The sequence below is a fragment of the Paenibacillus sp. FSL H7-0918 genome, assembly GCF_038007025.1.
In the GTDB taxonomy this organism is placed as follows: Bacteria; Bacillota; Bacilli; order Paenibacillales; family Paenibacillaceae; genus Paenibacillus_AQ; species Paenibacillus_AQ odorifer.
This window is the reverse complement of sequence record NZ_JBBOWJ010000004.1, coordinates 130,549-153,469: the sequence shown is the minus strand read 5'-3', so window position 1 is coordinate 153,469 and position 22,921 is coordinate 130,549. Positions and strand designations below refer to the sequence as shown.

Here is a 22,921-nt window from a genome sequence, read left to right as displayed (position 1 = left end):
CGTTTAGTCCACGTGGTCTGTTTTTCTACAAATGATCAGTGACAATGTCAGCCCAGGGTGGCAATGCCAACTCAGCGTCACAAATCATCAGCTTACGTTGGTGATTATTTAAGAAACCTCGCTTCACAGATCGTTACGGACCGTATTGCAGCTATTTTGGCATTATGGTCGTCCTGGCGAGAGTTTCGGACTGTATGGCTCTTATTCCCCTGCAATCACGCATTATAGGAGTACATTTGGGTGAATAGCTGCATCTGAGTCCGATAGCAAGGCTAAATCGCCGAAATTATGAAAATAAGAGCTCCTCGGTCCGATCACCGCCAAACTCTAGTGTATTTAAAGTCGCAATGTTCAGCTCAGAGTGACAATGCCAGCTCAAAGTGGCAAGGCTATCTCAAAGTGGCAAGGCTAACTCAGAGTGACAATGCCAGCTCAAAGTAGCAAGGCTATCTCAGAGTGACAATGCCAGCTCAAAGTAGCAAGGCTATCTCAGAATGACATAGCCCAGCTCAGCGTCAGTAGTCTAGCTTGCTCACAAAGTGCAGCTCGAGCCGCCAGCTCAGCTCACATCGCATAGCTCAACTCGCATCGCATAGCCCAACTCACATCACATAGCTCAGCTCAATCACCAGCTCAGTGCCAAAAACCCCAGCCAAGCCACAGAAGCTACCTAGATTATCCAGCTGTTAAGCGACTAATCTCTTCCCGCCTTCACCATTAATTCCGCCAGCATTTTGGGTTCGGTTCGAACGGTGGTCATGTGATCTCCTTTGCCCTCGATGAAGCGAAAGATGCCTAAATGACTGGATTGTGTAGGGTGGAATCCGTATGGACCTTGCGGTATCGCGGTGTCCTCCGTTAGATAAAGGTAACTTTTAGGGATCTGGAGACTGTAAAATTTCTTGAGATCAAGCTTTTCGAAAAGTGGACTTGCTGGCTCAGGAGGAGCTTGTTTATAAAAAGCTTGCGCTTCCGCAAGACTGGCGGTGTTGACGAATGTATCCCGGAAAAGAGGGAAAGGGAGCGTTATGGTGTTATTGCCGGAAGTATCTCTCAGCTGTTCAAAGTACTTCAGCGAATCAACTGGAAATTGGTCCGCCACACTTTGCCCATCCAGCGGTACGAAGGCGTCGAAGAATACCAGACGTTTGATTCGATCCGGTACCTGCTGAGAGACGGTTTGGATCACCGAACCACCAAAGCTATGTCCGAGCAGAATGATATCCTTTAAGTCTTTTTGCTTGATATAGTCGACAACAGACTGTGTGATTTGCGCATGCGTTACATTATTGTTTTTGTCCCCGCCATGTCCGGCATATTCCGGAGTATAGACGGTGTGTCCTAAGCTGCGAAGTGCGGCGGCCGTTTGATCCCAAAAACCAGCAGTAGCCCAAGACCCATGAACTAGAACGAATGTAAGAGGCGCTTGTTTCGCTGCTGTTTTGTTATTGGCGGCCTCAACTGTGGAGCTAAGATTCATAGGCTGGAAACCCATAATTGTAAAGACAGTGATACATAAAGCTAACACTATTTTTGTGCGAATCGATTTCATACTGTGCCTCCTATGTGGGGTGAGAGTGTAATACTTAGAGGATGCCCCGTTTAGAAAAGAAAGATGAATTTTTATCAGGAGTAGTGAATCTCCGCACCTAGGCATAGGCAAACGCATATCTTGTGTTTAGGGAAAGCAAAAATTTATAGCAACAGAAAGGTAGGAAAAAAAGTGACTTCATACATGGACTATACGTCCCCCAATACAGAGTTTACTTTTGATGTGAACACTAATACACTTTTTAAAAAAGATGCCAACAACTTCATTAACTTGCTGTCGGTTAAACAATTGAATACGCTCGAGAACATATCACTGCTGGATATTTTTCTTAGTAAATCAAATGTGGTTGAACCTCATTATCATCAAAATGCTGCAGAGCTTGTATATTGTATCTGCGGTTCAGCGGTAGTGTCTTTAATCAATCCGTTCACAAATGAACTTCTGCATTTTCCGATTTGTCCGGGTCAAGTGGCAAATGTGCCGCAAGGCTGGTGGCATTATGAGATAGCTACTGTCGATAATACACATCTGCTCGCGATTTTTGACGCACCTATTCCTGAGGTTATCTTAGGTTCGGATATTCTTAGCAAAACCCCGGCAAATGTATTAGCCCATACTTACTGCTTAAATGAAGCTAAGGTAAAAGAAGCTTTAGCTCCAATCAAGCCTGGAACCTTCATCGGCCCTCCTGCTGACTGCTGCGAAGAAGATAAAGTAATGGGCAGCAGCAATATGCCTCCTAATATGGCCCCTAACATGGCTCCAAATATGCAAGCCAATGTTAAACCAAATATGCATCCTAATATGCAGCCAAATATGAATCCTTACGCTCATATGCAGGCGCAACCCATCCCGATATCTTCACAAATGCCTCCAGCTACACAAGCCTTTAATTATCAGCCTTACCCGATGCAAGGGTACTATACGCAGGGTTATGATCAGCATTATCGCCAACAACCCTATGTACAGCAGCAGCCGCATTACCAATATCCGAATAACCAAGAGTAAACTAAAAAAACCTCCCGGAACTCTAGATTCCGGGAGGTTTCGTAATTAAACCTAGGATAAACGGACAAGAACTCTTCCTCTAAGGTTTCCTTGTAGAATATCTTCCAATGCTTGCGGTAGCTCATTTAACGTGACTTCACGATCCACGAGGTTCTCCAGCTGACTTGGCTTCAGATCGCTCGCCATCCGTTTCCAAGCCTGCTGGCGAAGGTCTGCAGGACATTCCACAGAATCTATGCCGAGAAGGTTAACACCCCGAAGAATAAACGGAAGTACTGTAGTTGGAACTGAAGTGCCTCCGGTTAAGCCACTTGCAGCTACAGAACCTCTGTAGGTGATTTTACTCAGAACTGCGGCAAGGGTGTCACCACCCACCGAATCTACTGCGCCTTGCCATAATTGTTTGTCCAAGGGTTTGCTGGCGCCGCCAATGACCTCTTCACGTGAGATCACGTCTTCGGCTCCTATACCTCTAAGGTAATCGGCAGCTTCGGCGTTACCTGTGCTTGCCACTACGCTATACCCTTTTGCGCCAAGCATGGCAATAGCAGATCCACCTACACCGCCGGTAGCGCCTGTTACAAGTACTTTGCCTTTGTCCGGGGAAACGTCATGATCTTCCAGGGCTAGTATGGACAAGGCTGCTGTCAGTCCTGCAGTACCGTAGATCATAGCTTCTTTAAGCGTCAGGCCTTCTGGAAGGGGAGTGATCCAACCTGCGGGAATACGAGCGTATTCGCTAAAGCCACCAAAGTGTGATACGCCAACACCATATCCTGTCGCAATGACTTGCTGCCCTTTATGAAACCGCTCGTCTGTGGAAGATACCACAATACCGGATAAATCTATCCCTGGAATAAAGGGATATGTTCTTAGAATTTTACCGTTTGGAATACTGGCTAAACCGTCTTTATAGTTTACACTGGAGTATGCAACCTTAATTACAACCTCTCCAGCTGGCAGATCCTCTAGGGTAACCGGTTTAACAGCTACGGAGAAGGATGATTCTGTTTTGTCGACAACTAACGCTTGAAATGATTCTGTCATAAGTGTGAGCTCCTTCAACTACGTTATAGGTAAGACATGTATATAATATTTATTCTGCCCGGTCAACTTGTGATTGTCTATGATATAGCGCAATTGTTTATTAAGGTTCCGTTAAATCGCGTGATAGAGGGTGAAACTTATGAAATGGAAAAATTTAAGGGTTACAGTCTTAGTGGGTATCACATTAGTCTCACTTGGTTTTAATGGATATTCTTTTTACAACAAGCCACCAAAAGAGACTAACCCAACTACCAAGGAGCTAGTTCAAACTATGGGTGTGATTTCAATCCAATCTAACTCTGAGAGCGGAGTGCAGGGTGAGAGTGTGGAGGAACTGAAAAAAATTATTTATAAGTTACCGCAAGTGGAGAAAAAATTAGCTTTTATAAAGGGCGTTATCACAGAAGGGAATACGGTTTATCTGGATCTGGATGAGGTGGAATGGTTCGGTGGAGCGGCGGCAGAAATTGCAGCTAAAGAAGATGGTGTACTAGAACCCGAATCATTGCCTAATGGATTCTATATCCGAAATGCAAGCGAAGAAATCAAGCGGGTTAAGCTGGAGCCTGATGTAACTATAGCTGAACTAAACGGGGCGAGACATCAGCAAGGGGACTATACGAGTTTTATTAGCGAAGAGCTAATGGATAGATTATTCCATCTGACATTTGTAGAAGGTAAGGTTGTTTTGCTAGAAGAGCAGTACAGACCTTAGTGAAGGAGAACAACTAGAAAGGGTTAGTGGAGAAAAGAAATCGGCAGGATGCTCTACAGCATGCAGAAAAGGTAATGAAGAGTAGAAGAGCTTACGGTTTGTTTATGCTTACATACACTTAAGATTATGATGAATTTTATTTTTATGGGAAAAATGGCTCTGTGCCCGTAGCTGTCATACCTGATGTATTTGGACCGGGTGCGGATGGGAATACTGTAAGAAGAAAAATTTTTCGTTGATCTAGTTAATAGGCGGAAGATATGTTTAAATGGGAAAGTATAGTATTTTTTAAATAATAGGATTGAAGAAAGAGAGGCTAATTCATGTCGATTGCGACTACAATGATTATCAGGCTCGAAATTCGGAAATCGGTTGCATCTTTTGGCGATGTTGCTTCAGGAATTGCCGCAGCTGGCGGAGATATTGTTGCTATTGACGTGATACGTGCAGGGAAGGATGTCACTACCCGAGATATAACAGTGAATGTGCAAGACGCAGCTAATGGAGATATTATCTCAATATTATCGAAGATGCCGGGAATTAAAATAATCAACGTGTCGGATCGGACCTTTCTGGCTCATCTTGGTGGAAAAATTGAAATCACACCTAAAATGCCGATTAAAAATCGGGAGGATTTATCCTTAGTGTATACGCCGGGGGTAGCCCGGGTATGTACGGCGATTGCTGAAGATCCCAGAAAAGCTTATTCTCTGACGATGAAAAGAAATACAGTTGCAGTCGTTTCGGACGGCACTGCTGTGCTTGGACTAGGGGATATCGGCCCGGAAGCAGCGATGCCTGTCATGGAAGGTAAGGCGATGCTGTTTAAGCAATTAGCGAACATTGATGCTTTTCCGCTGTGCTTAAATACCAAAGATCCGGATGAAATTATCAATATCGTAAAAGCAGTTTCTCCTGGCTTTGGAGGGATAAACTTAGAGGATATAAGTTCGCCACGCTGCTTTGAAATCGAACGCCGGCTTGCGGAAGAGCTGGACATTCCGGTATTTCATGATGATCAGCATGGAACATCCGTGGTGGCTTTTGCAGGACTTTTGAATGCGCTTAAAGTTGTAAATAAATCTATTGAAAATGCACGGATTGTTGTTGTGGGTATTGGGGCGGCTGGGGTATCCATATGTAATCTGCTGCTGGCAGCGGGCGCGCGTTATATTTATGCGGTTGATCGTGAAGGCGTTCTCAGAAAAGATCTCCAGTATGATAATCCGGAATGGCAGAAGCTTGCTGCCGCAACCAATCCTGAGGGAATTGAGGGGGGAATAACGGAGGTTATACGAGGGGCAGATGTCTTTATTGGGGTGTCCCGTGGGGGAATTCTAACCGTGGATCATCTCAAAAGCATGGCCAGTGATAACATCGTTTTTGCGATGGCTAATCCTACACCGGAGATTGAACCGGATTTGGCAGAACCTTTTGTTCGCGTCCTAGCGACAGGCAGAAGTGATTATCCGAACCAGATCAACAATGTGTTATGTTTTCCGGGTATTTTCCGTGGCGCACTTGATTGCCGGGCTAGAACTGTGAATCTGGAAATGAAGCTGGCTGCGGCAAAAGCCATTGCATCGGTCGTTCATCCGGATGAACTCAATGAGCAATATATCATCCCAAGTATTTTTAACGAAAAAGTAGTTGAACAGGTGCGCCTGGCAGTAATACAAGCAGCTATATCCACGGATGCAGCACGCCGGATTCCTAAAGACGTAGCAGCTATAACGGAATAAGATCTATACGATAAATGGACTGCTTTGCTTACTTAGAGAGCAGTCTATTTGTTTTTATACTTGGAGGAAAATTGCCCGAATTGCAACTTTAAATCCACTTAAAGGTGAGGGAGTGTATGAGAAGAATTCATATTATGGGAGCCTCAGGCGTAGGAACGAGTACTTTAGGTTACGAATTAGCTAAAGTGTTGCCACATGTACAGTTAGACAGTGACGACTATTTTTGGGAGCATAAATTCACTAAGCAGCGTGAGGTCAATGCGCGATTAGCGAAACTTACAAGCGATTTGACCCATAAGGAGCCTTGGATTTTAAGCGGTGCGGTATGTGGCTGGGGAGATGGCCTTCGACCATTATTCGATTTGGTTATTTTTCTAGGACTTCCACCGGAAATTCGTTTAGATAGATTAAGAGCCAGAGAGTACGAAAGATATGGTGATCATATTTTGCCTGGAGGAAGTAAATACGAAGCATATCAGACCTTTATGGAGTGGGCGGCATTATATGATGTTGCTGGAGTTGAAGTCAGGAGCAAAGTGCTGCATGAGGAATGGATGTCCGCACTGGAATGTCCTATTTTACGAATAGAGGAAGATTTATCGGTTGGAGAGCGCGTTGAGATCGTGCTGAGATATTTACAAATGGTATAGGAGGAACTTTTGGTCGGCGGAATATATTCAACAGGCTACAGAAGAAGTCAGCAATAATATTGAGGGAGTCAAAGGTGAGTTGAAGTCCGTACATTCTGGGATTGGTGCGTTTGAGCGAGAGGATTTTATCATCAAAGTGGTAGTAGAGTGGGATGGACAGAAAGACGAATTCGAGTTGAAGGAAGTTTGGAATTATGGGCATTACTCTTTATGAAGGTGTTGGCGCAGCAGCTGGTCCAAAGAGGTTATAATGGAAAGCGAATATCTCATCCACGGAATGGTGGACTATGTGTATGAGTAGGGCTGTTAATTTAAAAGATAGCAGGATGAACAATCATGGTTGTTATTAAAGAAATAGAAATGGAATCTCTTCCTGAACTGGGGAATTTATATCAAGAGCTGATGAATAAACCGTCTGACCTTAATAAGCTTGAAAAAGTATTTAAAGGTGTCAAGGCGGATAACCGCTACATCCTGTTGGGTGCTTTTGTAGAAGGAGAGTTACTAGGGTCTTTGATGGGGATCGTGTGTCAGGATTTAGTGGGGGACTGCAAACCGTTTATGGTGATTGAGAATGTGGTGGTTTCAGCGCGGGCACGCCGTCAAGGCGTTGGCAAAAAACTTATGAACGCCATTGAACAAGCGGCCCGGGAAAGAGACTGCTATTATATCATTTTAGTCTCCGGTGAGCAGCGGAAGGAAGCGCATGTGTTCTATGAATCGTTAGGTTATAGAGATGAAAAGGTGGAGGGATACCGAAAACATTTAAGCTCCCATTAAAAAGCACACAACTTTCTAGGAGGTTTTTAACCTGCAAACATTTTTTCAATATAACTGGATGGTCCGTGAACAATGGTATGAGTGGTGTGGAGATATTTCTGAGGAGGAGTTGCTCGCAACACGTATAGGTGGTGTAGGCAGTATTCTTAAGACGCTTTTTCACATTGTTGATGTGGAGTGGAGCTGGATTCAAGTATTGCAAGGAAAGCCGGATTTCCAAGAGGATTTTGAGCGGTACAAGACTTTGCAGCAAGTACGAGAATTGGATGCAAAATTCCACACAGAGGTGGAACCTTTTGTAACGGCTTGGCATGAGGGGCTGGAGCAGAGGATTTTTGAGGATCATCTTCCGGATGGCAGGATCGTGACCGATGCCTGGGGTGAGGTAATGCGCCATGTGATTGCTCATGAGATTCATCATGTCGGGCAATTATCGGTCTGGGCTAGAGAGATCGGAAAACCGCCGGTTTCAGCTAATCTGATTGGCAAAGGGCTGATAAACAGCCTACCTGGCAAAGTGTAGACAAGCTATTCAGCGTATACTCAGATTCATATTTTACAATCTCCTTGAACTGCGAAAACATAAATCTGTACTTCAAGGAGGATTACACATGGTGAAGAAGAAAAATTTGCTGAGAAAGTTCATGGCAGCTACACTAAGTCTTGCTATCGTCTCAACGGCGTTTGGTGTTGCTGGAAACACGCCCGTAGTTAGTGCGGCGGATGCAGGTGTAACGAAAGCGTATGAATCCCTGTTCGCGGGTGACAGAATCATTGATGTTAAAGTAACGATTGATGATGCGGATTGGAAAAGTATATTAGCAAGTCCCCTCGAAAAAGAATACAAAAAAGTTAAGGTTGAAGTTGACGGGAATGTTGTTGAAAATGTTGGATTTTCTACTAAAGGGAATCTGACGTTAAAATCGGTAGCCAGTATGACAGACTCGGATAGATACAGCTTCCGGCTGAAATTTGATAAATATGATAAGAAGCAAACGTTACTTGGTCTTGATAAAATGGTACTGAACAACAATTACTCAGACCCTTCGTATATTCGTGAATATTTACATTACGAAGCGCTTCGTTCTGTAGGTGTGGATGCACCTTTGACTGTGTTCACCAACCTGTATATCAACGGAGAATTATATGGTTTTTATGTAGGTGTGGAAGCGATAGATGATAGCTATCTAGAACGTACCTATGGAGAAAATTATGACGATGGTGTTCTGTATGATACAGAAGAAAAAAGTTATCTGCAGTACAAAGAAGGCAGTGACTACGAAACAATAACTTATGATACAGGTAAGGAAGATGATAAAGCTTCGTTAAAGAACTTCATCAAGGTGCTGAATGAGATGCCTGCCGGTGAGAAGGGTTCTATTGAAAGTGTGCTAGATGTGGATTCGGCACTGAAGTATATTGCCGCTAATGCTGTATTGGGTAACTATGACAGCTATAACGGGGATAAAGGTCATAATTATATGTTGTACGGGGATGCATCCGGTAAATTTAGTGTACTTCCATGGGATATGAACATGTCCTTTAACGGGTATTCTGGTGGCGGAGGCGGCAGAACAGGGACAACAGATACAACAGCTGCTGCGGGCACAACTTCTACATCGGCAACAACCCTTGCAGCCAATACCAGCGCAGTAACTGCATCAATTGATAATCCAACGCTTGGGATAAGTTTAGATCAGGTCCCAATGATTGCTAATCTGTTGGAAGTGCCTGAATATAAGACTAAATACCTGAAATATGTATCTGAGCTGGTTGATTATTTGGAAGGAATTCAGAGCAGAATTACTGAATTGGCTACCTTAATCAAACCTTACGTTCAAGCAGACCCAACCAAATTTTATACCATGGAACAATTTGAAAGTAATGTTACTTACTCAGCAACAGGTGAAATGGGTGGTAGTGGAGGAATGACTCCGCCAGCTGGGATGGAAGGCATGACTCCTCCTGAAGGGATGGAGGGTATGACACCACCGGATGGAACGACACCGCCAGCACGTCCTGATAATACAGCGACTGCGACTGATGGTAATCCTACACCTCCAACAGGTAACGCTGGAGGCGGGGGACAAGGTATGGGCACAATGGCTGCAGGTTCGATTATGACCTTTGCGCTGAACAGACTCGCTAATCTGCAAGGCCAGCTAGGACTTAACGTCACACCTCTTCCCTCTGTAACTACAACACCATCAACAACGAATCCGAACACGACGGGCACTAAGGGAATATCCGTACTTTTAAACGGAACAGCGGTCAGCTTTGCAGATCAGCTTCCTGTGAATAAGGATGGCCGGGTGCTGGTGCCAGTGAATGCAATCTTTAATGCTCTGGGTGCTACAGTAACCATGGATCAAACGACTAAGAAAATCACCGCAGTAAAAGACAATACAACGATCGTAATGGCCATTGGCAGCAAGACTGCTTACATCAATGGCAAAGCACTCACACTCGACGTTCCTCCGCAAATTATCGGAAATCGGACACTGGTTCCGGTAAGATTTATTTCCGAGGGATTGAATATGGATGTGAAGTGGGATGCAGGGACTTCTACAGTTACAGCTACGACTAAAACAGCAGCTTAATAATTAGCTTTATCGCGTATGCGGAAATCCGGGGCAAGCTCTGGATTTCCGCATTTTTTATTTCAAGCAGATCAATTCGTGCTGCTAGAGAGCAGTGGCGGAAACCAGACATGACGAAGATCAACCCAACCCTGGCTATTGAAGCTAACTCCACGGACAGAAGGGAGATAAGCAGTCTGAGTAGGTTTTTCATACAAAATATGTAGGTGGTGCTCTTCAATCAGACGGTTCTCGATGATACTGAAACTTTCCGCTCGGGCCACCGGATTAGGTTCGCGCGCGATGGTATATAACCAGCCTTCAATATCCGCTCTAGTATGCGGTTCAATATGCTTAGAGAGTGTGAGGTATAGATCAAACAAACGAAGTTGTTCATCCTCGTCACGGAATAATGAGAAAACAATCAGGTCTGATTCCAGCCGAATCGGACCTTTAAATTCCTCTGGAGACACGGAAATGACATTGCATTTATAACCTTGTTGCTCTAGTCTAGTGGCAATAAAATCAGCATCGCCAGCATATTGTGGAATCGTAGAGATTTGCAACGTGATTTCTTGATCTATTATCGCTTCTTGCTCGATGGACGCTGAATCGTCTTTTAAACAGGAGACTATTTTTGCCCGAAGCAGGGGATCGCTTAGCGGTCCCTTTTTTTGCGTATTGCAGGTGACGAATTTCCGAATGGAAGACTCCGAATGAATTCGGCTCCAGGTCGAAGAACTGGCGGATGAGGGATTCTGAATCACGTGAAAAGCAGAACCCGTATCAGAGGATGACGTTTCGGTATCCCACGGGACATAAAGGATTTCAACCCGATCTAAATGAGCCCGTCCTTGAAAATAATAAGGAAATACCTCCAGCACACAAGTGTCCTCGGTCATATCCACAACCTTAAAGGGGCCAGTCCCCACGGGTCTACGGCCAAAGCTCTGCTCATCCATTCCTTCTAAATCACGCGGTACAATTGCGGCTCTGCTCGTACACAAAAATGGCAGAAATAGTTCATTAGGCTGCTTAAGCGTAATTTGAACGGTAGATGGATTTAATGCGGTGACCCGCTGGATTTCTTTGAAAATATAGCTATAGAGTGTCCGTTTAGAGGTTTGCATCAACCGTCCCAGGGAATAGACTACATCCTTGGCTGTCAGCACTTTTCCATGATGGAATAACACCTCTTTGCGTAGAAAAAAAGTCCAGAGCGTCCGGCTCTCATCGACTTCCCAGGCGTGAGCCAGACAGGGAACAATTTTGTCCTGTTCACCGCTTCGTTTCACTAACCCGTCGAAAACATGGCTGGAAACAAATGACTCTGCCAGCAAATTCATATAGAGCGGATCGAAGGTATGGAGTTGCTGGGTAATAGGCAGCCGGAGAGTATCAATTTGCTTGTCACTACGAATTTCAGAATGATGCCCAAAATAGGTCAGCAGCCAACCCTGCAGTGTATCCTGCAGTGAGGTGGAGCTGGCATGGGTTTTGATGCCTTCTATAGCGTTGTGGACATCTTTGCGGCTAATCGCCTGCATCATGGATTGAAGGGCTATTTCTTCGGAGGGAACAAGAAATTGCAGCAAAGAGCGGCTTCCCCGCCCACGCTTAGGCGTCCATTTGATCCATTCCTGCAACATCATTTTATTCACAATATGCAGGGCATTGCGGTGTGTACAGCCGAAAATCAATGCCAACTCATCCATCGTCACTGAGATTTCTGTGGCTCCCCCAAAATGAGATTGCAGCTTTAAAAATTGACTATGCAGCTTCATTGTTTTGGTTCCTTTCGGAAAATAGGAAATTATAAATAAATTCTTTCTCTTTTTTTTCTTATTTTATCACGTAAAATAAGGATGAGAAAGTAAGAAAATGGGGGTAATTACCATGACCGAGGAAATGGAAACGGGAACGGGACTTAGGCTTAATCGATCGCTTGCTGCTTTGCTTGCCGCGTTCTTACTGGCAATAGTTCATCAGTATTTATTTTATGGAAAGCTGGCGGGCCTATCGTATCCAATCTTTGTATGTCTGTTCTATGCGTTCATGCTTTATTATGCCAAGGCTAAAATCCGCAAGCTTAACAAATTCAGTTACTTCTGGTTTGGAGCGATTTTTCTACTTTCATTAACCTATTTATTCTTTCATAATTTTTTCTTCTTTGGGCTGAACCTGCTGGTGATCCCGGTGTTGATTTTATTACATATGACTTATTTGCTTAGTGATAAACGGCCGGCTTGGAGCCGGCTTGGATTAGTGGGGAACACGCTGGAGCATGTGCTTCCACAGAATTTCCGCCATTGGAGCACTGTGTTTACGATCATTAAAAGGTCTGGCGGCAGTAAAATGAAGGACGAGCGTAAGCAGGTTATGGGGAAAGTGCTGATAGGACTTGCGATCTCTTTTCCAATATTGCTGGTTGTGGTGACTCTGCTGTCCTCAGCGGACGGAGTGTTTCATCATGTACTGCTGGCGCTGCCGAATGTACTGGATCGGATTTCATTTGGGGAAGGTTTTGTGCGGGTGCTGTGGATTATCCTGCTGGGCATGGGCTTGTTCGGCTTAGTGTGGGGGTATGTGGATTCGAAAATCTATGACTGGAATATGCAGCCTAAGGAATATGGTCCAGTGCTGGCGCCTGTAAGCTTTAAAATGGATCCGATAATTATGACGACGATTCTTATAGCCATTAACACGGTATATGTATTGTTTGTTTTCGTACAGTTTTCTTACTTGTTTGGAGCATGGGAAGGGATTTTACCAGAGGGCAGCTCATATGCTGATTACGCACGTAGTGGATTTTTTGAGCTGATTATGGTGGCTGCGATTAATTTCGTGATTTTACTGCTGGCTTTGGTATCGGAAGGAAAAAGAAGTGGGGGGCTGCAAAAATTCATTAATGTCCTGCTCTACATTCTGGTTGGTTGCTCGACAGTTATGTTATATTCCGCCTATACCCGTCTGACTCTCTATGAAGAGGTGTATGGCTATACCACGACTCGGTTTTTAGTGCATGCATTTATGATATTTATGGGCTTATTGTTGGTGGTTGCAGCCTTACGGATAGCTGTTCAGCGTTTGCCATTGGCGAAATGTTATATTGTGCTCGGCTTGATCTCCTACGTCGTCATGAACTATATCGGGATGGATGTTATTATCGCTAATAAAAATATGGATCGCTATGCAGCGAGTGGTAAATTGGACGCCAATTATTTGGTCCGTTTATCTCCGGAGGTCATCCCTTCTCTGATAAAGTTTAGTGAACAGGAAGATGGGATGCTGGATGATTTTTTAAAGAATGAATGGAGAGAACTCAATAAGCGTGAGCAGGCATGGCAGTCGTTTAATTTCCAGCAATATCTGGCGCAGCGTGAGCTGGCTGAATATTTTGCACAGTAAAGGTAAGAAGAAGGTGTGAGGTCAGTGAGGAAAAAGCCATTTAAAAGAGGCTGGTCATTTATCATTATTTTTATTACGGTAGGTTTAAGTTACGGGATCTATCATATCTATTTATACAATGCGCCCAAACAAAATCATTACTCGCGTGTTTCCAGCACCCATCTTGAACAGGAAAGTCTGGGCGGCATTCAGCTGTTTCAAAGCCTTGATTCAATCGCTAGGGAACCTAAGCCAAATAATGATATAGAGCGGTATCAGTATTATGATCTGGGTCACGAGACAACAATAGCCACAGCACGTGGTGATGATAAGATCATTCTAATCAGCGTCTATTCCGATCATACGATGAGTACGGCAAGAGATATTCATATTGGAGCTTCAGCAGACGAAGTGATCAAGGCTTATGGCACTTCTTATTATAAAAGAGGGGAGCAAGGGGCTGAGATTATCGGATACGTGGATAAAATCAACCATCGGAGTATTGAATTTTGGCTGCAGGATCAGAAGGTAGATATGATTCGTTATTGTGTGGATTCTGTTGTAATGTAAAGTGTCATAGGAAAACCTCATTAAAAAGGACATATGTCCTTTTTTTGTGGGGTATTCTAAATTACACTGGAGCAAACAATAGAGGGGGCACTACATGCAGACGATAAATGACCGTGAGGCTGTCCGTGCCTTGGCAGTGAAGAACGGTCTGGACGGAATATTTAGCCCGCTGGTAACGCATAAAATGGAGTTGAGACGTTACGCGGATGAAGAAAAGCTGTGTCTGGTTGGCGATCAATTGGATGGGATGTTCATATTGGTTGAGGGCAAGCTCAAAATCCAGACCTTGCTGCCAAATGGCAAATCTATGCTGGTGCGGTTTACAAATCCGATATCTGTGATTGGGGATGTAGAGCTGCTTCACCGGTTCCCTGTTAAGAATCAAGTGGAGTCTGTGGGTGAGAGCTTGATTCTTTTTGCAGGGAGAAGACTACTCCTGAGAGAGCTTGAGGAAAACACAGCGTTGTTACGTTTTCTCGTCGGAGAACTTAGTCACAAATTGCATACGCTCGGTCAAGCCTCTGCACTTAACCTGTTGTATCCTGTGGAGAATCGATTTGCCAGTTATTTAATGTCTTTGTTCGCGGATAAAAATGGTGACCGGCGGGTGGAGGAGATTCGGACCTCAAGTCTTATTGAGACAGCAGAATTGCTTGGCACAAGCTATCGGCATCTTAATCGAATCGTACGGCGTTTTATTGATGAAGGAATCATTACACGAAATCGTGGACGCTTAAGTGTACTGGATGAATCGAAGCTGGCAGAGCTGGCTAACGGAAATTTATACGAATAAAAAGATCTCAAAAGACCATTAGTTCCTGCCTCGGCCGGAAATAGGGGTCTTTTTGTTTTTTTTAAGCAAACATTCAGTTCAAATTCAGAGAGGCTTAAGGGAGAGCTAGTAGGATAAAAGTACCAAATAGATCTACATACATATAGAGATGAGGAAAACCGATGGTGAAAAGTATCCGTGGGAAAATAGTCTTAGGATTTACTGCTGTGATTATAGTCTTTCTAGTGGCGATAGCCGGAAACACATTGTTTCAGGGGAAGGTTACCCAATTGACAGATCAGGTTAATCGTAACTGGGACAAGCTGTCACTTGTTCAAGGCTTAACGGATAAGATTCGTACCGCAGATGAGTTGGGTGCTCGTTATGTGATGAGTAACACAGATGATGAGCGGAATTCATATCTGGCGCAGTATGAAGAAATGCTCCCATTGATTGAAAATGCTATTACAGAGCTGGAGAATGCCCGATTAAGTGAAGCTGAGTTAAAGGGTGTAGCTGAGCTGAAGAGCAAATGGAATGATTATTTAATCGTTCTGAAGGAAGCTTTTGCCTTAGCTAAGGAAGGCAACTTCCCGGAAGCGCAGAAGAAATTCACGAACCTGTCATTAGACGCTATGATTGAATCTCAGATTGTGTTTCAGAACATGCTCATAGAGGAAATAGAGAATGGACAAAGCCTGGCAAATTCGCATCGTAACAACGCTTTGATTACTAGCTTTGGTGTGACCGGATTGTCGGTAGTGCTCGCGGTGATCCTTGCGCTGCTAATTTCTGGACGGATTATTAAACCGCTTCGTGATGTGAACACTCAGTTGAAGGAAATTGCAGATGGGGATGCCGATCTTACCCGCAAGTTAAGTGTTCGTTCTAAAGATGAGATTGGTGAACTGGCGTTTAACTTTAATAAAATGACAGATAATCTGGGCACGATGATTGAACAGGTGAAGTTATCAGCGAATAGTCTCGCGAGTTCCTCTACAAAGCTTAGGTCAGATAGTGGAGTGACGGCAGGCGCCACAGAACGAATATCGGATATTATGGGTGAAGTCGCTTCTGGAACAGCCAAACAGATGAATGATTTGCAGACTAATACAATTACAATCTCAGAAATATCACTAGGAATCGGCCAAATTGCTGCCAGTGTCCAGGACATCTCGGAAGCCTCCCATCGCTCTGCGGCATTTGCCATTACAGGAGATGAATCCCTTCAGGCCGCTGGGCAGCAAATGGAATCGATTAATCACTCCATACAATCTTTATCACAGCAGGTCCAAGGTTTTGTGAATCGATCTCAGGAGATTGGCAGTATTGTAGGAGTCATAAAAGGAATCGCTTCGCAGACGAATATGCTGGCCCTAAATGCGACGATTGAGGCAGCTCGTGCTGGTGAACAAGGTAGAGGTTTCGCTGTGGTTGCCGATCAGGTCCGTAAGCTGGCAGAGCAGTCCGCGGAATCCGCCAATCAAATTGCAGAAATGGCGACTGGGATCCAAAGTGAAGCAGATGATGCTATGAAGGTGATGATGAGCAGCATGCGTGAAGTAAAGGGAGGTACGGAGATTATCGAGGAAGCGGGACGTTCCTTCGGTGAGATTCGATTATCTATAGATTCACTTGCTGAACAGGTTCAGGAAGTATCTGGAGCCGTGGAGGAGATTACGGCAGCTGCGGATGAGATTGTAGAGTCAATTCGTAACGTTACGCAAATCTCGGAAACAACCGCTGCGAGTACTCAGCATGTGTCAGCAGCCTCACAAGAGCAAATGGCTTCGGTCGAACAAATTGCATCCTCTGCAAGTGAATTAAGTACAATGGCGCATGGACTGCAAGGGTTGGTAGCTAGATTTAATGTATAACATGAAGCGTCGGAGAGTTAAGGGGCAATATAATCCCCTTGGCCTCTCCGGGGCTTTTTTTGGTTGAACGTAATATCCCACATACAAAGCATAGAAATCGCCATCGACGGCCATCTACCTATAACTTATATTATTAGCGTTATTAGTTAGCTTGTATCCGTAATCCATCATTTCAAATGTAGGAGGCGAATGTCTATAAAACTACTGTTTTGAAAGCGCATCCTTTCTGCTGTGTAGCTCCACAAAATTTTGGAAGGTGGTTATTCAATGATAGCAGCTTCTAAAAGATTTACCGGGAAGACGGCAGTACTTTATTGTTTGATTGTTATATTATTTGTAGGTCAGTTAGGATTATATCCCTCGGTGAGTTTAGCCGCGGGGAATTTAGCCCAAGGGAAGACTATTACTTCAAGCTCCTTCGGTGATGTATACGTAGCAGCCAATGCTAATGATGGCAGCCAAGGAACGTATTGGGAGAGCGCAAGCGGTGTTTTTCCGCAATGGATTAAAGTGGATTTAGGGGCAGCAAGCAGCGTGAATCAGGTTGTGCTAAAGCTGCCTACGAATTGGGAAACAAGAACTCAAACGTTAGCGGTGCAAGGGAGTACAGATGATGCAGCTTACAATAACTTAGTAGATTCCGCCAATTATACATTTAATCCAACGAGTGATTCCAATACAGTGACCATAAGCTTTACAGCTGCGAATGTCAGATATGTTAAACTGAATTTCACATCCAATACAGTCTGGCCAGCAGCACAGTTAGCGGAATTTGAGGTTCATGGTAATACAACTACAACTCCATCCTCAGGATATGAAGCGGAGAATGCCGCATTATCCGGTGGTGCCAAGGTTAACACGGATCATACAGATTATACAGGTACAGGATTTGTTGATGGTTACCTAAATCAAGGTGCTGCAACTGCATTTAGCGTTAATGTGGCTTCTGCTGGTAACTATGATGCTACATTAAGATTTTCAAATGCATCAGGCAGTACAAAAACCATTAGTGTTTATGTGAATGGAACTAAAATTAAACAAACCTCACTTGCGAATCTGGCCAACTGGAATACTTGGTCAACAAAGATTGAGACGCTGGCTCTGAATGCTGGCGCTAACACGATTACTTATAAGTACGATGCAGGAGACAATGGAAATGTGAATCTAGATAATTTGAACGTCACTCCAGCTTCTGCGACAACACCTACGCCAACGCCGACGGCAACTCCGACACCAACGGCAACACCTACCCCAACTCCGACGGTAACTCCGACACCGACGGTAACACCGACAGCGACAGTAACACCTACGCCAACACCTACACCAACTCCAACGCCAACACCGACCCCGACACCAACAGTTACACCAACGCCTGGGGCGGGTTCCAATCTGGCTTTGAACAAAAGCATCAACGCTTCCTCTTCCGTCTTTACCTTTGTTCCTACAAATGCGAATGACGGTGATGTAACTTCTTACTGGGAAGGAGCAGGAGGAAGTTACCCCAATACATTATCTGTAAACCTGGGTAGTAATGCCGATATTACATCCATTGTCCTCAAACTGAATCCATCATCGGCCTGGTCCACACGTACTCAGACTATTCAAGTGCTTGGGCATAATCAGAATACAACAGCCTTTACTAGTCTTGTGCCAGCAACCGTGTATACTTTTAATCCGGCAACTGGCAATACGGTCACTATTCCGGTAACGGCCACGGCTAGTGAAGTACAGTTGAAGATTACCACCAATACTGGTTCAACCGCTGGACAAATCGCTGAATTCCAAGTGATGGGTGCACCAGCTGCTAATCCGGATTTGGCGATAACCGGTCTTACATGGTCACCTTCAGCTCCAGTAGAGACCAATGCCATTACTTTAAATGCAACGGTAAAAAACCTTGGAACGTTAGCTTCCATAGCGACTAATGTGAATTTCTACTTGGGCAGCACACTTGTAGGCACTAGCCCAGTGGGGGCATTAGCGGCTGGCGCATCTACGAACGTCACTTTAAATATGGGCGCAAAGGATGCTGCTACCTATACTTTAACTGCAAAGGTTGACGAGAATAATACGGTTATTGAATTGAACGAAGGCAATAACAGCTTCACTAGCCCAAATTCTCTTATTATTGCTCCCGTATCCAGTTCTGATCTAGTAGCTTCCCCTGTTAGCTGGACACCAAGCAATCCAGCAGGCGGCAATATGGTCAGCTTCTCGGTGGCAATCAAGAATCAAGGGACAGCAGCATCCGCAGGGGGTGCGCATAACATAACCTTGAAGGTTCTGGATGCTACTACGAATGCTGTACTCCAAACCTTAACTGGAACCTATAACGGCGTGATTGGCAGTGGAGTAACAGCGCCTCCTGTTAGTCTTGGCACTTGGACAGCAGCTAATGGCAAATATACTGTGAAGACGGAAATTGCCGTAGACACTAATGAGCTGCCAGTTAAACAGGCCAATAATATTCAAACACAGTCTCTTTTTGTAGGTCGTGGAGCCAATATGCCTTACGACATGTATGAGGCTGAGGAGGGTGTGATTGGTGGCGGGGCTGTGAAGCTTACTGCTAATCGGACCATTGGAGATCTTGCGGGTGAGGCTTCAGGCAGAAGAGCAGTCACACTGAATACTACAGGCAGTTATGTAGAATTCACTACTAAGGCTGACACTAATACACTGGTCACCCGCTTCTCCATTCCAGATTCGGCGAGTGGAGACGGTACGAATGCTACACTGAACATCTATGTGAACGGAGTTTATACCAAGGCGATTAATCTGACCTCTAAATATGCATGGCTGTACGGTTCAGAGATAAGTCCCGGCAATTCACCAAGCGCGGGTTCTCCGCGGCATATTTATGATGAAGCTAACATTATGTTCGACAGCACGATTCCGAAAGGTAGTACGATTCGACTGCAAAAGGATGTGGCAAATACCTCGCAGTATGCCATTGATTTCATCAGTTTGGAGCAGGTATCACCGATTACCAATCCAGATCCGGCCAAATATACGGTCCCAGCCGGCTTTACACATCAGGATGTGCAAAATGCGCTAGATAAAGTACGCATGGATACGACCGGAAATCTCGTAGGTGTGTATTTACCAGCCGGTAACTATCAGACCTCCAGTAAATTTCAGGTCTATGGAAAAGCAGTGAAGATCATTGGTGCGGGCCCATGGTATACGAGATTTTACGCTCCAACGAATCAGGAGAATACGGATATCGGTTTCCGGGCAAGCGATACCGCTAACGGCTCTACTTTTGCGAATTTTGCTTACTTTGGGAACTACACATCACGTATTGATGGCCCGGGTAAAGTATTTGATTTCTCCAATGTGGCAAATATTACGATCGATAACATCTGGACCGAACATCAGGTGTGTATGTATTGGGGAGCTAATACGGATTACATGGTGATCAAAAACTCCCGTATCCGCAACACCTTCGCTGACGGCATCAATATGACGAATGGCAGCACGAATAATCTCGTATCCAATATTGAGGCACGGGCAACAGGGGATGATAGCTTTGCATTGTTTTCGGCTATTGATTCCGGTGGTGCAGATATGAAGGATAATATTTATGAGAATCTCACTTCAATCTTGACCTGGCGGGCAGCAGGTGTAGCCGTCTATGGCGGATATGCCAATACCTTCCGCAACATTTATATTGCTGACACGCTTTGCTATTCTGGAATTACGATCAGCTCACTTGACTTCGGGTATCCAATGAACGGCTTTGGCGCTTCACCGACAACGAATTTTGAGAATATTTCCATTGTTCGTGCAGGTGGACATTTCTGGGGGGCACAGACCTTCCCGGCAATCTGGGTATTCTCAGCCTCTAAGGTATTCCAAGGCATTCGTGTCAGTGATGTGGATATCATTGATCCAACCTATCATGGCATCATGTTCCAGACCAACTATGTCGGCTCCACGCCGCAATTCCCAGTGACAGATACCCTCTTCACGAATGTCACAATTTCCGGTGCGCAAAAGAGTGGAGATGCTTTTGACAGCAAATCCGGAGTGGGCATCTGGGTAAATGAAGCGGCTGAGGCTGGGCAAGGTCCTGCCAGAGGGTCAGCCACCTTTAACAATCTGAAGATTACCAACACGGTAACGAATATTAAAAATAATACGTCTACTTTTACGATTAACGTTAATCCTTAAAAATAAATGCTGCCAGTACTGAACAGCCGTCTCCCGCTTTCGTGGGGGGCGGTTGTTTTCAGGTTGCAGAAAGTAAGGTTCTGAATCGACAGGAGGTGCTGCTCACGTTACAATAATGGAAGGTACAGAAATGAAGGAGGCTCTAAAATGACATCCTTAGTGGTTAACAATATAACAGAGCTGATTGGGAATACACCGGTTGTAAGATTAAATCGGCTGACTAGCCCCCAAGATGCAGAACTATACGTGAAGCTGGAGCTTTTTAATCCAAGTGGCAGTGTAAAAGACCGGGCAGCTTATAATCTAATCCTGCAAGCCGAGCTAGCAGGTTTGCTGAAGCCGGGCGGGACGATCATTGAGCCGACTAGTGGAAATACAGGGATAGGCTTAGCGATGAATGCCGCGGCAAAAGGGTATAAAGCGATTCTTGTCATGCCTGATAATATGACCAAGGAACGAATCAATATTCTAAAGGCTTATGGTGCGGATGTTGTGCTGACGCCCGCAGCAGAACGGATGCCGGGAGCTATAGCAAAAGCGATTGAGCTGGGAAAAGAAGTGGAGAACAGTTTTATTCCACAGCAATTCGAGAACAAAGCCAACCCGGATATTCACCGGACAACGACCGCTCTGGAAATCCTGGAGCAAATGGAAGGTAAGCTGGACATGTTTGTTGCTTCATCAGGAACTGGGGGCACGATAACTGGAACCGGTGAGGTTTTGCGTGAGCATCTACCTGATATCCGGGTTCTAGTGGTTGAGCCGCAAGGCTCGCCCGTATTATCTGGAGGAAAGCCAGGACCACATAAGCTGGTAGGAACGAGTCCGGGCTTCGTACCCGCCATTTTGAATACAAAGGTCTACGATGACATCGTTCAGGTTGCGGATGAAGCTGCCTTGGAGACGGTAAGAACGCTGGCTGCAAAAGAAGGAATCCTGCTGGGTCCATCCGGTGGTGCCACTGTATGGGCGGCGTTGCAGGAAGCACGTCGTCTTGGGGCTGGCAAACGCGTGCTTTGCATTGCACCTGACACAGGGGAACGGTATCTTAGTATGGGAATATTTTAGTTTCGTCTGGAGGAATGGGAATGAATAAGCTCAGTGTGAGTTTCCTTATTGTTCTACTGCTGGCGGGCTGCTCAGGCTCTAACAAGCCAACCCCTTCTCCAAGTGCAGAGCCGACACCAACGGCAAGCATGCAGCAGCCAGCAGCTTATCTGGAAGCTGAAAAGCTGAAGGCGAATTTTGGTTTTGCAGATGAGTCTGGCAAGAGCATCTTAGTCACCGGGCAGGAAAAAGGGCTGGATGCGCAAATGCAACAATTGAATGAGGCGATCGGCGATCATGGGCAAGTGCTAAAAGTGAAATTGAATAAATGGCAGGAGGGTACGGAGAACAGTAATGGCCGGGAGAAGGCTCACAATTTTGTGAATCTGCCAGGGTATCTTTATACGGTTGAAGCGGGGAATGCGACCCCTGATGAGACCTATTACCTGACGGATCAGGCAGAGTTTAATGCGAATGCGTTAATCTCTGTTAAGCCTACGGAGGTTAAGCAAGCCTCGCTAAATGTTGCAGAAAGTGTGCGGCAGAATATTGTTTCTGCGAAAAATCGTGAAGTAGAGCACATTTGGAAACTTGCTGACCTGTCTGGTGATCGGCAGCTGTATCTCGTTCAATTCATTAGGCAGGATCAGGAGATGTTATTTAGTCTTGTGCTGGAAGATAAGGCCGGGCTTACCTTTATGGATTATCCGGCTGTCATTCAAGGCGATGAATTTTCCGTCTGGAGAGTGGATGATGGAGGGGAAGTGATACCTGAGATGTTCTCTATTCTTTTTGCGGCGGAAACTGCTGAAGGTCCATTACTCGGTATGGAGTGGTGGGGAGCGGAAGGCGTAAACACATTTTTCCTGAAAAAAGAGGGAGATGTTTTTAAAGAAATGGACATTCAATACGGACGCTACACATCACCACTATAACTGGGATGCAGATACATCGAAGGATGTATCTTTTTTTTGCTACAATATAAGAAAGTATAAATTTTCACTATATATTGCTTATAA

Annotated in this window: 17 protein-coding genes and 1 pseudogene; 15 read left to right on the top strand and 3 right to left on the bottom strand. The window is 44.9% G+C overall.

Features of this window, described 5'->3' with window-relative positions; genetic code table 11:
• Nucleotides 1-694: 694 nt before the first annotated feature.
• Entirely contained in the window at nt 695-1,552 is an 858-nt protein-coding gene (locus MHI15_RS25680; RefSeq protein WP_341165039.1) for an alpha/beta hydrolase, read from the bottom strand.
• A gap of 171 nt (nt 1,553-1,723) precedes the next feature.
• On the opposite strand from MHI15_RS25680, the pseudogene MHI15_RS25675 reads away from it, so the two are divergent.
• A pseudogene (locus MHI15_RS25675) lies at nt 1,724-2,311 on the top strand (cupin domain-containing protein); the annotation flags it as partial.
• Between the two features lie 300 nt (nt 2,312-2,611).
• Here the strand turns inward: MHI15_RS25675 and MHI15_RS25670 are convergent.
• Nucleotides 2,612-3,607 carry an acrylyl-CoA reductase family protein gene (locus MHI15_RS25670; RefSeq protein WP_076130638.1) on the bottom strand — a complete coding sequence of 332 codons (996 nt, stop codon included), beginning with the start codon at nt 3,605-3,607 and terminating at the stop codon, nt 2,612-2,614.
• A 172-nt stretch (nt 3,608-3,779) separates the two neighbouring features.
• On the opposite strand from MHI15_RS25670, the gene MHI15_RS25665 reads away from it, so the two are divergent.
• The 7 genes from MHI15_RS25665 (at nt 3,780) to MHI15_RS25635 (ending at nt 10,094) form a co-directional block, all read left to right on the top strand.
• Nucleotides 3,780-4,322 carry a hypothetical protein gene (locus tag MHI15_RS25665; RefSeq protein ID WP_341165038.1) on the top strand — a complete coding sequence of 181 codons (543 nt, stop codon included), beginning with the start codon at nt 3,780-3,782 and terminating at the stop codon, nt 4,320-4,322.
• A gap of 323 nt (nt 4,323-4,645) precedes the next feature.
• Nucleotides 4,646-6,064, top strand: coding sequence for an NAD-dependent malic enzyme (locus MHI15_RS25660; RefSeq protein WP_076130640.1), 1,419 nt, complete (start codon nt 4,646-4,648; stop codon nt 6,062-6,064).
• Between the two features lie 116 nt (nt 6,065-6,180).
• The gene (locus MHI15_RS25655; RefSeq protein ID WP_076219442.1) at nt 6,181-6,714 is read left to right on the top strand and encodes an AAA family ATPase; all 534 of its coding nucleotides are present in this window, start codon (nt 6,181-6,183) and stop codon (nt 6,712-6,714) included.
• A 79-nt stretch (nt 6,715-6,793) separates the two neighbouring features.
• Complete coding sequence (locus MHI15_RS25650; RefSeq protein WP_341165037.1) at nt 6,794-6,928, top strand: hypothetical protein; 135 nt, start codon at nt 6,794-6,796, stop codon at nt 6,926-6,928.
• A 122-nt stretch (nt 6,929-7,050) separates the two neighbouring features.
• On the top strand, nt 7,051-7,494 hold the full coding sequence (locus tag MHI15_RS25645) for a GNAT family N-acetyltransferase (protein ID WP_076193873.1): 444 nt from the start codon (nt 7,051-7,053) through the stop codon (nt 7,492-7,494).
• 31 nt (nt 7,495-7,525) lie between these two features.
• Nucleotides 7,526-8,017: a DinB family protein gene (locus MHI15_RS25640; protein WP_076130644.1), complete on the top strand. Its 492-nt coding sequence runs from the start codon at nt 7,526-7,528 to the stop codon at nt 8,015-8,017.
• An 88-nt stretch (nt 8,018-8,105) separates the two neighbouring features.
• Complete coding sequence (locus tag MHI15_RS25635) at nt 8,106-10,094, top strand: CotH kinase family protein (RefSeq protein ID WP_076193875.1); 1,989 nt, start codon at nt 8,106-8,108, stop codon at nt 10,092-10,094.
• Nucleotides 10,095-10,165: 71 nt separating this feature from the next.
• On the opposite strand, the gene MHI15_RS25630 is transcribed toward MHI15_RS25635, so the two are convergent.
• Nucleotides 10,166-11,857, bottom strand: a complete 1,692-nt coding sequence (locus tag MHI15_RS25630; protein WP_341165036.1) for an ABC transporter substrate-binding protein — start codon at nt 11,855-11,857, stop codon at nt 10,166-10,168.
• Between the two features lie 112 nt (nt 11,858-11,969).
• Here MHI15_RS25630 and MHI15_RS25625 point away from each other — a divergent pair, with 112 nt between their 5' ends.
• The 7 genes from MHI15_RS25625 (at nt 11,970) to MHI15_RS25595 (ending at nt 22,837) form a co-directional block, all read left to right on the top strand.
• Entirely contained in the window at nt 11,970-13,481 is a 1,512-nt protein-coding gene (locus MHI15_RS25625; RefSeq protein ID WP_341165035.1) for a DUF4153 domain-containing protein, read from the top strand.
• 24 nt (nt 13,482-13,505) lie between these two features.
• Nucleotides 13,506-14,030, top strand: coding sequence for a hypothetical protein (locus tag MHI15_RS25620; protein WP_340034346.1), 525 nt, complete (start codon nt 13,506-13,508; stop codon nt 14,028-14,030).
• Nucleotides 14,031-14,124: 94 nt separating this feature from the next.
• Nucleotides 14,125-14,823, top strand: a complete 699-nt coding sequence (locus tag MHI15_RS25615; protein ID WP_036683474.1) for a Crp/Fnr family transcriptional regulator — start codon at nt 14,125-14,127, stop codon at nt 14,821-14,823.
• Nucleotides 14,824-14,984: 161 nt separating this feature from the next.
• Nucleotides 14,985-16,679 (top strand): methyl-accepting chemotaxis protein, encoded by a 1,695-nt coding sequence (locus tag MHI15_RS25610; protein ID WP_076303021.1) that lies wholly within the window; start codon nt 14,985-14,987, stop codon nt 16,677-16,679.
• Nucleotides 16,680-16,946: 267 nt separating this feature from the next.
• A complete protein-coding gene (locus MHI15_RS25605; protein WP_341165034.1) occupies nt 16,947-20,855 on the top strand; it encodes a galactose-binding domain-containing protein in 3,909 nt (1,302 codons plus the stop codon).
• 147 nt (nt 20,856-21,002) lie between these two features.
• On the top strand, nt 21,003-21,923 hold the full coding sequence (gene cysK, locus MHI15_RS25600; RefSeq protein WP_341165033.1) for a cysteine synthase A: 921 nt from the start codon (nt 21,003-21,005) through the stop codon (nt 21,921-21,923).
• A gap of 20 nt (nt 21,924-21,943) precedes the next feature.
• Nucleotides 21,944-22,837, top strand: a complete 894-nt coding sequence (locus MHI15_RS25595) for a hypothetical protein (protein WP_341165032.1) — start codon at nt 21,944-21,946, stop codon at nt 22,835-22,837.
• Nucleotides 22,838-22,921: the final 84 nt, after the last annotated feature.

Coding starts and splice junctions, on each gene's coding strand:
- MHI15_RS25680 (WP_341165039.1), bottom strand. CDS start 1,552: ATGAAATCGATTCGCACAAAAATAGTGTTAGCTTTATGTATCACTGTC.
- MHI15_RS25670 (WP_076130638.1), bottom strand. CDS start 3,607: ATGACAGAATCATTTCAAGCGTTAGTTGTCGACAAAACAGAATCATCC.
- MHI15_RS25660 (WP_076130640.1), top strand. CDS start 4,646: ATGTCGATTGCGACTACAATGATTATCAGGCTCGAAATTCGGAAATCG.
- MHI15_RS25655 (WP_076219442.1), top strand. CDS start 6,181: ATGAGAAGAATTCATATTATGGGAGCCTCAGGCGTAGGAACGAGTACT.
- MHI15_RS25645 (WP_076193873.1), top strand. CDS start 7,051: ATGGTTGTTATTAAAGAAATAGAAATGGAATCTCTTCCTGAACTGGGG.
- MHI15_RS25635 (WP_076193875.1), top strand. CDS start 8,106: ATGGTGAAGAAGAAAAATTTGCTGAGAAAGTTCATGGCAGCTACACTA.
- MHI15_RS25630 (WP_341165036.1), bottom strand. CDS start 11,857: ATGAAGCTGCATAGTCAATTTTTAAAGCTGCAATCTCATTTTGGGGGA.
- MHI15_RS25625 (WP_341165035.1), top strand. CDS start 11,970: ATGACCGAGGAAATGGAAACGGGAACGGGACTTAGGCTTAATCGATCG.
- MHI15_RS25615 (WP_036683474.1), top strand. CDS start 14,125: ATGCAGACGATAAATGACCGTGAGGCTGTCCGTGCCTTGGCAGTGAAG.
- MHI15_RS25610 (WP_076303021.1), top strand. CDS start 14,985: ATGGTGAAAAGTATCCGTGGGAAAATAGTCTTAGGATTTACTGCTGTG.
- MHI15_RS25605 (WP_341165034.1), top strand. CDS start 16,947: ATGATAGCAGCTTCTAAAAGATTTACCGGGAAGACGGCAGTACTTTAT.
- cysK (WP_341165033.1), top strand. CDS start 21,003: ATGACATCCTTAGTGGTTAACAATATAACAGAGCTGATTGGGAATACA.
- MHI15_RS25595 (WP_341165032.1), top strand. CDS start 21,944: ATGAATAAGCTCAGTGTGAGTTTCCTTATTGTTCTACTGCTGGCGGGC.